We start from the raw sequence: 13,157 nt of genomic DNA, 5'->3' as shown, positions 1-13,157 counted from the left end.
ACTCACATACACAAACAGCTATGCATTCCATAAGCTGGCTTTGCCTCTCCCTTTCTTCGGTTTTGCTCTTTGGTTCCATTGCCTCGGCCGAAGATTTGGTGCCTTTGAAGCCCAAGTTGCCCATGGCCAAGTTCGTCGGCACTCCCAAGGAAACTCCCCCGGGCACCACCGCAGGTGCCATCGACGACAAACCTCAGGCGCCATTGATGATCCCGAAGGATGCGGTGAATATCGCTCCCGGAAAAAGCATCACCACCAGCGACACCAACAGCTCGCCAGCCGTGTTGAAGAAGATTGTTGATGGTAATAAAGAAGCCACAGATGACGCTGTGATCCTGCTGCGCAAGGGTAGGCAATGGATTCAATTCGATCTCGGCGCTCCGCAGGAGGTCTTCGCCATTGTCGTCTGGCATGCACACGACGTCCCAAAAGTGTACCATGACGTCGTTGCCCAGATTGCAGACGATGCCGCGTTTACAAAGAATGTCCGCACCATATTTAATAATGACACGGACAACTCCTCCGGCCTTGGTGTCGGCACCGATCGCGAATATTTTGAAACCAACTCCGGCAGGACCTTCGATGCCAAGGGTGAAAAAGCCCAATTCGTTCGTCTCTATTCCAAAGGCAACACCGATAGTTCGCTCAACGAGTATACGGAAGTGGAAATTTACGGCCGCCCGGTGAAATGAACCGGGCTGCCAGGCTGGGCCTGTTTCTGCTGGCTGCCATGCTGGCCGCGCTCGCCCTGCGATGCCCTCAGTTGGACATTCGCCCCATGCACAATGATGAGGGGGTGAATGCCATCAAATTTCAAACGCTCCACAACCAGGGCTCGTATCATTACGATCCAAACGAGTTCCATGGCCCAACGCTTCCGTACTTCACCTGGCTGGTGGACAAACTCAGTGGCGGTTCCAGCGCAAATTATCTTTCTGAAATCCGGCTCAGGACTGTCAACGTCCTCTTTGGTGTCGGCTTGATTCTCCTGTTGCCACTGGTGGCTGATGCCCTCGGCTACCGCGCCACCGCCTGCGCCGCTTTCCTCATTACCATCTCTCCCGCGATGGTTTTCTACAGCCGCTATTACATTCATGAAATACTGCTGGGTTTTTTCACCTTGCTGACCATCGCCGCCGGCTGGCGTTACACGCGCACTCGCAAGCTGGGCTGGGCCATGCTCACCGGGGCCGCCATCGGCCTCATGCAGGCAACCAAGGAAACCTTTGTTCTCACTTTGGCGGCAATCTTGATGGCCTTACTGCTGAATTGGATTTGGATCCAACGCATTGATGCCAGCGATCCACCCTCGCAATTTAAGGTTAGTTTTCCCCACGTTGCTGCCGGTCTCGTGATCTGGCTCGCGGTAGCGTTTGTGCTTCTTTCTTCCTTCTTGACCAACCTCAACGGTCCATTGGATGCCTTTCGCGCCTATTTACCCTGGACACATCGTGCTCAAGGCTCCTCACCGCACATTCACCCATGGAACTTTTATCTTGAACGTCTCACTTTCTTTCACAATGGCAGCGGCCCCGTCTTCACGGAGACATTCATCCTGATTTTAGCCGGCATCGGAATCATCACCACCTTCACGCGCAAAGGCACGGTCGGAGCGAACGTAAAATTTCTACGCTTTCTGGCTTTTTACACGCTCATCATTACCGCAATTTATGCCGCCATTCCCTACAAAACTCCGTGGTGTCTGCTGACTTTTTGGCAGGGGATGATTTTAATGGCTGGTTTTGGGGCCGTGGCCCTGATCAACCTCATGCGGCGGCGCGCAGTTAAAATCGCAGTCAATCTGTTGCTCCTGATAGGTGCAGCCCATCTAACGTTGCAAGCCCGCCAACTCAGCACCACCTATGCTGCCGACCGCAAAAATCCTTATATCTATTCGCAGACTTCGCCAGACATCCTCAACCTGGTCGCAAAAGTAAATGCCATCGCTCAAGCTTCCCCGGAAAAGAATCAGGTCACGATCAAGGTAATGGCGTCCGGAAGCGAATATTGGCCTCTGCCCTATTATTTGCGAGACTTCCCAAGCATCGGCTGGTACTCCGCTATCCCGCAGGACCCTGAAGCTCCCATCATGATCGCCTCCACCGACCTGCATGCCAATCTGGACAAAAACAAAACCCACCTGATGGTGGGTTTGTTTGAACTGCGTCCAAAAACTTTCTTCGAACTCTACGTAGACCTGGACTTATGGCGCACTTATCTCAACACCATCAAGCCCAAGGCCGCGGAGCCTTAAGCCACTTAGCTGAGCTTCCAAGGGGAGCGATAAGCACGACTGAGCAACTTGCCGGCATCTTTATCATCCAGAATATGTTCCTTCTTTACGTCCCATTTGATCTTGCGTCCCACCATCATCGAAATCAGGCCCAGGTGACCGGGAATGGCTGAATGATGCGCTGTCTGCACCGGCGTGATGGTCGGCTTGCGCGATTTCACACAATCAATGAAGTTGCGGAAATGATTGTCCGACTTGTAGAGCTTTACCTTCGCCATGTCATCGGGCAATTGCTTGAAGTCTCTCCAATCCTCATTGCTGGCTTCAAAAACTCCGCGATCCACCCGGACCCAGCCATCGGTGCCAATCCATTTCGTGCCGCCTTTGATCTCCGGATATCCACCCGCGATCGTCATGGTGACATCATTCGGATACTTCAATTCGATCTTATACTTCGTCGCCGTATTCCATACCGAATCCGGCGCCGGAAATTCGCCCGTGCCTTCAATCTCCGAAGGACCATTATTATCGAAATCCAAACCCCAATGAGCAATGTCTCCATGATGGCCAATCCAATCCAACAGTTGCCCCCCACCAGTATTGTAATTCCAACGCCAGTTCATATGCACCCGCGCCTTGATATACTGTTCCATCTTGGAAGCTCCAATCCACATCTCATAATCCAGTTCCGGCGGCGGGTCGCTGGGCATTTTCTGGTCCCCGGTCTTGGCGAAATCACTGTGTCCCCCCGGTAATCCCACTTCCACGTGCGTGATTTTTCCAATCATCCCATTCCGGACAATTTCAGCGCCTTTATGGAAATTGGGGGTGGAGCGTTGCCAGGAACCCGTCTGCCAGATGCGGTTGTTCTTCTCCACTGCCTTCACGATCGCCTGCTGTTCGGCAATCGTCCGGGCGAGTGGCTTCTCGCCGTAAATGTCCTTCTTATGCTTTGCGGCTTCAGTCGCAACCAGGGCGTGCCAATGATCCGGCACGGCCAGCATCACAGCATCGATGTCTTCCCGGGCCATCAGTTCGCGAAAATCATGATAAGCTTTGCAATCTTTATTCCCGTAATGGCCGTTAATTTTATCCACGGCCGCATTCAAATGGTTTTTATCGAGGTCACAGGCAGCCACGACCTGCACATCATCCAGGCCCAGGAAGGAGTTGGTATTCCCCGGCCCTTGCATGCCCCAACCAACCACGCCCATGGTGATTCGGTCGGAAGGAGCCTTTTTGTTGCTCCGCCCAAATGCAGTTGCGGGAATGATGGTGGGCAAAACGGCGGCAGCGCCTGCTGCGGCCAGAAAGCGCCGACGGCTCACCTTGGTGTTAAAAGCAGAGTTTTTCATAATGGAAGTTTTTGCGGGATCCGCTCCAATGCCGGCTCGCCAGCAATTGTGCAAACTGAATTATCAGCAGCTCGGTTCATTGGTGTTGTTGTGAACACTTATCACGCGCACACGGTCCTGTAAACAGCTTCTTGTGGGGAGGCGGAGCATCCCCACTATTTTGTCTTTACATGAAAGTGTTTCTGTACACCCGTCGACGGGGGGGTGAATCCTCAGGCCCTGGATTCCATTCAGGAATTCGGAGAGGAAATCCGCAACCCTTTGGGAATGAGAAAGCGATCCAAAAAATCGAAAAAGAACTGCACGAACAGTGCAAGAATGGCTGCCGGGATTGCTCCTTCGAGTATGGTCGCATGATCATTCAAATTCAACCCGCTGATGATTGGCTCGCCCAACCCTCCCGCCCCAATCAACGCCGCCAGCGTCGCCGAACCGACGTTGATGATCGCGCTGGTCTTGACGCCAGCCAAAATGGTGCGCGAAGCCATGGGCAGGAAAATTTTTCTTAACTGGGCGCCCGGTTCCAAACCAAGCGCCGCTGCTGACTCACGCAAAGGTGTGGGAATGCTTTGCAGTCCTGCTGCCGTGTTGCGCACAATTGGAAGCAGACTGTAAAAAAAGAGTGCAACGATGGCCGTTGTTATGCTAACCCCCAGGAAGGGGATTGGTATTAGCAGCGCGAGCAAAGCCAGTGCCGGTACGGTTTGAACCAATCCGGAGGTGCCAATGATGATCTGACTCGCCAATCCCGGCTTGCTGGCCCAAATGCCCAGCGGAATTCCTATGATGATGGCAAAAAACAATGATATTCCCACCAGCAAAAGGTGTCGCCCGGTCCAGTGCGCTATCTTGACCAGCATTCTTCTCGATTGATCTCCCTGCCCCAGGTGCGCACTCTTTTCTCCGAAATACATTGCCGCTGCCAGGGAGTAGTCCTTGGTCTGCTCCGCTTTGGCATTTAACTGCATCATCAAGTTCTCGTTGATGCTCCCTTCGAGTTTCTTCAAAGCTTCGACCACACGCGGATCAGCATCCATGCGGTAAAGGAAAACCGCCTTGTAAGCGGGAAAAAAGTTCAGGTCATCCTGCAAAACCACCAGGTCATTCTCCGCAATTTTGGCATCAGTGGAATAGGCTTCCTTCAAATCGATCGAGCCATTGGCCAGCGCAGTATAGCCCAACATGTGATCGATGCCGCTGACATCACGCATTTGCAGGTTGTAACGCTTCGCCAAAGGTTCCCAACCATCCTGGCGTTTTAGAAATTCATGGTTCAATCCCAGGCGCAGTTCCGGATGATTGCGGAGATCACTGATTTTGTGGATGCCCAATGCTTCAGCCTTCTTGCGATTCATCACCAACGCATATGTGTTATTAAATCCCAGTTCGCGGGTCATCCCTATGCCCTGCCGGGCCAGCTCGGTCCGCAACTCATCAACCGTTGTCTCCTTCTTCAGCTTAAGAATTTCTTCACGAATCGTTCCAGTATAATCCGGATAGGCGGTAATGGTCCCCTGCTTCAGGGCTTCCCATAAAATAATCGTGCCACCCATCCCCTGTTTGTGTTCGCATGGAACACCAGCATTCTCAATCGCCTTCCTGGCAATCTCTCCCAGCACATAGGATTCCGTAAAAACTTTCGACCCCACCACTGCCTTCTCGGCGCTGGCAGGCCGTGCGGCATATAAAAAAAGCAAAAACAACCAAAGCGTTCTCATACCGGCGCGAGCCCTCTCTGTGCATTTAAAAATTCAGAAACGAAGGGGTCGGCTGGACGCTCGCGCAAATCCGCCAGCGTTCCCTGCTGCACAATCCTCCCCTGCTTCATCAGCACAATGGTATCGCCAAAATAAGCGGCCTCCGCCATGTCATGCGTTACCATCACGATGGTTTGTTTGAGTTGTTGAAAAATTTCCTTCAACTCGGTTTGCAACGCGAAACGCACCATTGGATCCAGCGCGCCAAGCGGTTCGTCCAGCAACAGCACATCCGGATTTAACATCAACCCGCGCATCAGACTCACCCGTTGCCGCTGCCCGCCGGAAAGTTCCACGGGATATCGCTCCAAACCTTCCTCTGGAAATCGGGTGAGTGCACAAAGCTCCTTCAACCGCCTCTGCACTGCCTCACGGTCACGGCCAAGATGCCTGGCCATGAGCACCACGTTGTCTCTTGCAGTAAGATGAGGAAATAATCCGCCGTCCTGAATCACATACCCCATGCGCCGCCGAAGCTCCAAAATGTTGGCGGAGGAAACCGGCTTGCCTTCAAATTCCACAGTGCCGCTGGTCGCTTGCAACAGTCCAATGATGAGTCGAAGAATGGTCGACTTCCCACAGCCACTGGGCCCGATCAGAACGGTGGTCTTGCCTCTTTCGATGTCGAGATCAATGGCTTGCAATGCCCAAACAGTTCCGAACTGTTCGCCAACGCCCCGAAGCTGAATCAGAGGTGGATTTCGCTCTGCCATCGTCCGGCCACGATGAGCTTAAACCAACATTTCGTCAACGTAACACCAACGCCAATCCTCTCCCGGCTCAAAGGACTGAATGATCGGGTGTTGCGTTGCATGGTAATGTTTCGTGGCGTGCTTGTTCTTGGAATCATCACAACACCCCACATGTCCGCATGTAAGGCATAGACGCAGGTGAACCCAGTCATCCCCCATTTTCAAACATTCTTCACAACCTTCAGTCTGGGGACTAACTGGTTTTATCTGACTGGTGTGTTTGCATTTTGTAGCCATGCCAATCTCCGGTTAACACATTTGATTGCAGCGAACATTGCGACTATAACGAGCGCGATAGCGGCGTAAGAAATTGGAGGCTGAACCACTGCCTTTCATCGGTCCAGCATCGCACCACTTTAAAACCTGCCTGGACAGCGAGTTCCTCGAATTCCTGAGGTGTGTATTTATAGGAGTGCTCGGTTAAAATGGATTCTCCCAGTTCAAATTCAAACTCCTCTCCACAAACCGATACGTTCTGCCGCTTTCGACTGATTAAATGCATCTCAATCCGCCCGGCATATTCGTTGTAGAAGGCATGATGTCTGAAGCATGCGAGATCGAAATTGGCATCCAGTTCCCGATTCGCCCGCACCAGCAGGTTGAGATTAAACGCAGCGGTCACTCCTTCGGCATCATTGTAAGCTGGATTAAGGACTGCCGAATCCTTTTTTAGATCCACCCCCAGCAACATGCCACCCTCTTCACCGCACATTTCAGCCACGCGCCGAAGAAATCCCTCCGCCTCCTCCGGTTCGAAATTTCCGATGGTTGATCCGGGGAAAAATACGATCGGCCGTCCGGAGGAACTGGAAAAGGCAGGCAGTTCAAAGTGGTTCGTGTAATCGGCGCAAATAGGCGCCACCTCCAGTCCCGGAAATTCGTTAACCAGACGCGTGGAGGTTTCCAGCAACTGAGCCCGGGCAACATCAATGGGAATATAACGCGCCGGATGATCCAAATGAGACAGCAGGAAGCGAGTCTTCATGCTGTTGCCGCTCCCAAACTCGATGAGATTGCACTTCGGTCCAACCCACGCCGCCATTTCTCCAATGTTCCTTTTCAGGATTCGCACTTCGGTGCGGGTTGGATAGTATTCCCCCAACTCGCATATTTCCTCAAAAAGCCGCGCCCCCTCTTCATCATAAAGATATTTACAGGGCACACTTTTTTGCCGTCGGGCTAACCCGTTTAATACATCGTCCCGAAAGTGCTCGATCGTCAGTTCCGCCCCGCACAATCCCGCATCCACAATTAGATTCCCATTCATGATATCTCCTTGGCCAGGCGAATGCCCATAAACTGCCAGCGGGCATCGGGTGGAAAAAAATTTCGGTAGGTTCTTCTGGCATGTGACTTCGCGGTCGCGCAGGACGCTCCGCGCAAGACATATTGATTGCACATGAATTTCCCGTTGTATTCCCCCAATGCTCCCCGCACCGGCTTGTAACCCGGATAGGGGGAATACGAACTCTGCGTCCACTGCCATAAATCTCCAAACATCTGTTGCAAACCTTCAGTTCGACCGGATTCCCTCGCTGGCGCTGGATGATAAAACCCGCTTTCCGCAAAGTTTCCTTCAACAGGCACCTCCTCGGATGCCACCTCCCATTCCGCCTCCGTGGGTAATCTTGCTCCCGCCCAGCGTGCATAAGCATCCGCTTCGAAATAGCTGACATGACAAACCGGCTCATCCAGGTCCACTGCACGCATTCCATCCAGGGTCATCATGCCCCACTTGCCCAGGTCCCTTTCCCAGTAAAAAGGCGAGTCCCAGTATTTTTCCTTTACCATGTTGAAACCGAGTGACAACCAGAACTCCGGACGGGTGTAGCCGTTGTCCTCCATAAACTCGAGATACTCCCGGTTGGTCACCAACCGGCTGGCGAGGGCGAACGGTTGAAGCAGGGTTTCATGGCGTGGTCCTTCATTATCAAAATGAAATCCAGCCCCTTCATGTCCGATGGAATAAATGCCGCCATCAAAATTTTGCCATTTCAGCTTTGCGGAACTGGAGGCGGCATTGGGTTTCTCCTTTCGAAAAACCGGCCGCAACGGGTTCATCCAGAAAACATGCTTGATGTCGGTTAACATCAACTCCTGATGTTGTTGTTCGTGGTTCAGCCCCAGGACAATTAACGGAGCCAGCACTTCCAGTTTCCTTTCGGACGCCTCACCCAAAAGTTTCAATACCATTGTGTCCACATATTTCCGGTACTCGTAGGTATTCCTTACCGTGGGCCGTGAAATCAAACCTCGTTGTGGACGCGCGTGCATCTTTCCAGCCGCATTATAATAGGAGTTGAACAGAAAGGTGTATTGCGGATGCAGTGATTCATAATCCGGCAGGTGAACCTTCAATACAAATGTTTCAAAGAACCAGCTCACGTGCGCGAGATGCCATTTGGTGGGGCTCATCTCAGGCATCGTTTGGATGACAAAATCCTCCGGCTCCAAAGTCTCACAAATTTTTTCAGAGAACTGGCGGACGGCTCGATAGCGGTCAATTAATGCCATTCTCGAGTGAACAATGCCTTGCCCATTCGCGCACTCAACCTCCCGGGAACGCGTCTTACCAGCAATTTCTGCCACGGTATTTTTCATAAAAGCTCCTCTTTTGCCGACTCCCCTTCCCACATTGCATCCTCTAATCTATATGCCGGAATCCAAAGTGCAAATTTCTGTCGATTGACGAATCATCCCGTGATGGTAATGGTAGCATTGGGAAGTATTATCGTCCCCACTGCCAGCGTGGTGCGGGCAGGGCTGGTTCCAAACTCAGCCTCATCGTGGCGCAACAAAAAAGGAACAGTCATGTTAACCCAGACATTATCAAGCAAGGATTTGGCGTGGCCCCCCCTGCCTTTAGCCGAATGGAAGGACACCTGTGAAACCCTTCACATGTGGACACAAATCGTCGGGAAGGTGCGTCTGGCTCTTTGTCCTCACATAAACCATTGGTGGGAAGTGGCCCTCTATGTTTCTGCCCGAGGCCTGACCACCTCGCCCATGCCCTATGGGAGGGACACTTTTGAAATCGAGTTTGATTTCATTGATCACAAAATCGACATCAACACGAGCTGGGGCGCCAGTAAAACGCTCACGTTGGCTCCCCGTTCAGTGGCTCAGTTTTATCATGAGTTCATGGACGCCCTTCATTCGCTGGGCATCGATGTTAAGATTTGGCCCATGCCGGTCGAAATCCCAAATCCGATCCGCTTCGATCAGGATAGCCAACACGCCTCCTATGATGCGGAACACGCGCATCGTTTCTGGCGCATATTGGTCACCGTAGACACAGTTTTTAAGGAGTTTCGCGGCCGTTTTATCGGCAAGGACAGCCCGGTCCATTTCTTTTGGGGAAGCTTCGATCTGTGCGTGACCCGCTTTTCCGGACGCCGGGCCCCGGAGCGTCCCGGAGCTGACCGCATCACCAGGGAAGCCTATTCACATGAAGTCAGCAGCGCGGGTTATTGGCCAGGCACCGGCGACATGACCGGTGGCGCCTTTTATTCCTATATGGCTCCTGAACCTCCCGGTTTTCGCGAAAGCCATGTTCAACCTGAAAAGGCTTATTACAGCGACCAATTCCATGAATTCCTGCTGCTGTATGAGGACGTGCGTAAATCCGATTCACCTCGGAATACCCTGCTCGCATTTCTACAAAGCACCTACGAAGCCGGGGCGGCCCTCGGCAAATGGGATCGTGAGTCACTGGAACAACCTGCCTGGGCGAAAATTTAAACTTAACCCATCTTTTCTTTGTTAATCGGCAGCCGCACTCTAAATTCTGTCCGACCTGGTTTGGAATCGAACTCAATTTCCCCGGCATGACGGTCCGCTACAATCCGGTTGCTGATCATCAAGCCAAGCCCGGTGCCGGAACCGACTCCCTTGGTGGTAAAGAACGGCTCGAAGATGCGCGGCTGCAATTCGGGATCGATACCCTTGCCATTGTCACTGATGGCCACCACAATCTGCCCATCATCACTGTAAGTCTTCACACATATTGTGCCGTCGGACTTGGCCGCATCGGCAGCGTTATCCAGCAGGTTGGTCCAGACCTGGTTTAGCTCATTCCCATAGGCCATGATGCGCGGCAGGTTGCGATCATAATCCCGCACCACCGTCAAACCCTTCATCTTATGCCCCAACATGGTAAGGGTGCTCTCCAATCCCTCGTGAACATCCACTTGCTGTAACGGGGTTTGATCCATGTAGGAATAGGATTTCACCGCCTTCACCAGTTCCGAAATGCGTTTGGTGCTCTGCTCAATCTCATTCAGCAGATTTTTGAGCGAAATGCGCGCCTCCAACCAACCCAAGGCATCATTTACGGACTGTGGCGGCAGCTTTGCAACCAAATCACCCAACCACTTCTGATCCACCCCCGCATTCACAAAAGAGGCTGCTCGTTGCCAGGCATCCGGTATGGCCTGTTCATCCAGCCAGGTGGAAACAGCCTCTTCCTTATCACTTTGTTCCAGAGCATCCAGGTTTGGCGCCTCCGCCCCCCTCCGCACTGCCTCACTGGAAGCGTCCACCAGAATCTCCCACTGAGCCGCATCCAGCACTCTGTTCAGGTGACAGGCATAAGTCTGCACGTCGCTGGTGGTGGCTTGCAGGTGAACCGCTGCCCGGGCCGCTGCCGCAGCTGGATTGTTCAACTCATGCGCCAGTCCTGCCGCCATGGTGCCCAGGGAAATCAGTTTCTCACGCTGTTGCGAAAATCCCTCCACGTTGCGAATACGCATCGCCATCGTGCGCAAAATCACACCAGCAACCGAAGGACAAACACGGAGAATCTTCCAAAAGCTTTCCTTGGAAAAGACAGCCACCCGACTGGGCTTCACTGCTTTTGCGCTCGCCAGGGCGGGAAGATCCAACAGTAGCGAGATTTCTCCGGAAAACATTCCCGGCTGATGTGTCGCCATGACAATATCCTGCTTGCCATATCTGCGCGTAATCCTAAGTTCCCCTTCCAGTAGAATCGAAAAGAAATCCGCAACATCCCCTTCACTGAAGAAGACTTCACCGACTGCCAATGTGCGCTCCCTGCCGTCCTCGAGACAGGCAATTTCATCCTCCTTTAAACTTTCGAATAAAGACAGCTTTCGCAGCTCACCAATCAATGTCTCGCTCATACCTTCACGTTGCTCAGATAACGATGAATCAGTTCAATGGCAATGGAACCCTCTCCCACGGCGGAGGCGACACGTTTGATCGACCCATGCCGCACATCGCCGGCGACGAAAATCCCGGGCACGCTCGTTTCAAGCAAATAAGGCGCCCTATCAAGGTTCCATCCTTTGGGACGTCGGCCATCCCTGGTCAGATCGTCGCCTGAAAGGATGAAACCGTGATCATCCAACTCCAGGATTTTGGCCAGGCACTCTGTCCGGGGTACTGCTCCGATGAAGATGAAAAGTGCAGCCGCTTCACACCGTCTGACTTCCCCTGTTTGGTCGTTCATAATGCTGACGGCCTCCAGATTATTCTCCCCATGCGCCTCCACCACTCTGGAGCAAATCTGCACTTCAATGTTCGGGGTCTTGGCAATCTGCTCAATCAAATAGCTGGACATCGTCCGGGCCAGACCATCAGCACGCACCAGCATGGTGACTTTGCGGGCAAAATGTGATAAATACATCGCCCCTTGACCGGCCGAATTGGCTCCGCCCACGATATAAACGTCCTGGGATTTGCAGGTGAGCGCTTCCGTATTGGCCGCACCGTAATAAACCCCTGCTCCCGTCAGCCTCTCAACCCCTGGCACATCCAGCTTTCGATACTGAACACCAGTGGCTATCAACAACGCATGACAACTGATCACACCGCCGTCCGCCAAGGTCACGATTCGATAATTATCCTTGGTACTGACGTGGCTGACTTCCTGGGGCGTCAGCATCTCCACGCCGAAACGCCGGGCCTGCGCCACTGCGCGCCGGGTAAGATCTCCGCCGCTCAATCCAGATGGAAAACCAAGATAATTTTCTATGCGCGAACTCATCCCGGCCTGCCCGCCGGGAGCTTCGCGTTCGATCATCACCGTTCGCAATCCCTCCGAAGCGCCATAAACTGCCGCCGCCAAACCTGCCGGACCACCGCCCAAAATCACGAGGTCATAAAAAGGCATCTCTGCATGTGTGCGCAGCCCCGCCTTGGCCGCCACCTCGCCAATCGTGGGATCATTCAATCGCGTGCCATCCGGAAACACAACCAAGGGCAGTTTGATGCCTCCTCCAGACGCGGACTCCATCAGTTTTCTGGCTTCCGAGTCAGCTTCCACATCCAGCCACAGGTAAGGCACCTGGTTGCGCGCCAGAAAATCCTTGATTTGATAGGAAGCTGGAGACCAGCGGTTTCCAATCACTCTAATGCCTTCAAATCCAGGTCGAAATGAAGCCAGCCAGTCATCCAGTATATCATCCACCACCGGATACAGCCGCTCCTCGGGCGGATCCCACGGCTTCATCAAATAATGGCTGATCTGGACGTCATTGATGGCCTTAATCGCCGCATCCGTATCAGCATAAGCCGTTAATAACACCCGCTTGGCTTCTGGGAAAAATTCAAGAGCCGCCTCAAGAAACTCGACGCCGCTCATGCGCGGCATGCGCTGATCAACCAGGAAAAGAGCGATCGGCTCGTTGCGAAGTTTCAGTTGCTTGACCCCTTCCAGCGCCTTTGCGCCGGAATCTGCGGCCAGAACACGATAACGATCTCCGTACTGACGCCGCAAATCCCGCTCCACAGCCCGCAAAACATCCGGGTCATCGTCCACTGTCCAAATGACTGGTTTTGCCATAAAAATTTCACCCTCAGTTGTCCACAATCTAGACCGACATTCCGGTTCTGCAAGCAGTTGGCTGCCATTTAAAAACGAACCACCGTTGATCCACAGGCCGGCTCTCACTTTATTTCTCCTTTTTTAACCCGAGATAACCCGAGTTAGGGCGAGATAGCGCGAGTTAACCCGAGATAACCCGACCTCCACCTCATCATGCCCATCAAACTCCCGGCAGCGAGTTTCCGATAAAATGTATATAAATTGCGCAATGAA

11 protein-coding genes are annotated in these 13,157 nt (G+C 52.9%); 3 read left to right on the top strand and 8 right to left on the bottom strand.

Annotated features, from left to right (window positions below):
• Positions 1-20 precede the first annotated feature (20 nt).
• Both CFLAV_RS17960 and CFLAV_RS17955 read left to right on the top strand, forming a co-directional pair.
• Positions 21-692 carry a discoidin/SUN/FTP domain-containing protein gene (locus CFLAV_RS17960; protein WP_040549322.1) on the top strand — a complete coding sequence of 224 codons (672 nt, stop codon included), beginning with the start codon at positions 21-23 and terminating at the stop codon, positions 690-692.
• Complete coding sequence (locus CFLAV_RS17955; RefSeq protein ID WP_007416209.1) at positions 689-2,254, top strand: flippase activity-associated protein Agl23; 1,566 nt, start codon at positions 689-691, stop codon at positions 2,252-2,254. The genes CFLAV_RS17960 and CFLAV_RS17955 overlap by 4 nt, the downstream gene beginning before the upstream one ends.
• Positions 2,255-2,259: 5 nt before the next feature.
• On the opposite strand, the gene CFLAV_RS17950 is transcribed toward CFLAV_RS17955, so the two are convergent.
• The 6 genes from CFLAV_RS17950 to egtB form a co-directional block, all read right to left on the bottom strand.
• The gene (locus CFLAV_RS17950) at positions 2,260-3,588 is read right to left on the bottom strand and encodes a Gfo/Idh/MocA family protein (RefSeq protein ID WP_007416208.1); all 1,329 of its coding nucleotides are present in this window, start codon (positions 3,586-3,588) and stop codon (positions 2,260-2,262) included.
• 230 nt (positions 3,589-3,818) lie between these two features.
• Positions 3,819-5,306, bottom strand: coding sequence for a glycine betaine ABC transporter substrate-binding protein (locus tag CFLAV_RS17945; protein WP_007416207.1), 1,488 nt, complete (start codon positions 5,304-5,306; stop codon positions 3,819-3,821).
• Entirely contained in the window at positions 5,303-6,058 is a 756-nt protein-coding gene (locus CFLAV_RS17940; RefSeq protein WP_007416206.1) for an ATP-binding cassette domain-containing protein, read from the bottom strand. Before CFLAV_RS17940 ends, CFLAV_RS17945 begins: the two co-directional genes overlap by 4 nt.
• Before the next feature lie 18 nt (positions 6,059-6,076).
• Positions 6,077-6,334, bottom strand: coding sequence for a ubiquitin carboxyl-terminal hydrolase 14 (locus CFLAV_RS37655; RefSeq protein ID WP_083809009.1), 258 nt, complete (start codon positions 6,332-6,334; stop codon positions 6,077-6,079).
• Between the two features lie 43 nt (positions 6,335-6,377).
• Positions 6,378-7,364, bottom strand: a complete 987-nt coding sequence (gene egtD / locus CFLAV_RS17935) for an L-histidine N(alpha)-methyltransferase (RefSeq protein ID WP_007416204.1) — start codon at positions 7,362-7,364, stop codon at positions 6,378-6,380.
• Positions 7,361-8,698 carry an ergothioneine biosynthesis protein EgtB gene (egtB, locus tag CFLAV_RS17930; RefSeq protein WP_007416203.1) on the bottom strand — a complete coding sequence of 446 codons (1,338 nt, stop codon included), beginning with the start codon at positions 8,696-8,698 and terminating at the stop codon, positions 7,361-7,363. The genes egtD and egtB overlap by 4 nt, the downstream gene beginning before the upstream one ends.
• 210 nt (positions 8,699-8,908) lie before the next feature.
• Between egtB and CFLAV_RS17925 the strand changes: the two genes are divergently transcribed.
• On the top strand, positions 8,909-9,838 hold the full coding sequence (locus CFLAV_RS17925; RefSeq protein WP_040549340.1) for a DUF5996 family protein: 930 nt from the start codon (positions 8,909-8,911) through the stop codon (positions 9,836-9,838).
• A 2-nt stretch (positions 9,839-9,840) separates the two neighbouring features.
• Here the strand turns inward: CFLAV_RS17925 and CFLAV_RS17920 are convergent, their stop codons facing one another.
• Both CFLAV_RS17920 and CFLAV_RS17915 read right to left on the bottom strand, forming a co-directional pair.
• Positions 9,841-11,238, bottom strand: coding sequence for an ATP-binding protein (locus tag CFLAV_RS17920; protein ID WP_007416201.1), 1,398 nt, complete (start codon positions 11,236-11,238; stop codon positions 9,841-9,843).
• Positions 11,235-12,902 (bottom strand): response regulator, encoded by a 1,668-nt coding sequence (locus CFLAV_RS17915; protein WP_007416200.1) that lies wholly within the window; start codon positions 12,900-12,902, stop codon positions 11,235-11,237. Before CFLAV_RS17915 ends, CFLAV_RS17920 begins: the two co-directional genes overlap by 4 nt.
• Positions 12,903-13,157: the final 255 nt, after the last annotated feature.

Source organism: Pedosphaera parvula Ellin514 (assembly GCF_000172555.1).
Taxonomy (GTDB): Bacteria; Verrucomicrobiota; Verrucomicrobiia; order Limisphaerales; family Pedosphaeraceae; genus Pedosphaera.
Note: the sequence above shows the minus strand (reverse complement) of the source record. Positions and strands in the feature narration are given on the sequence as shown.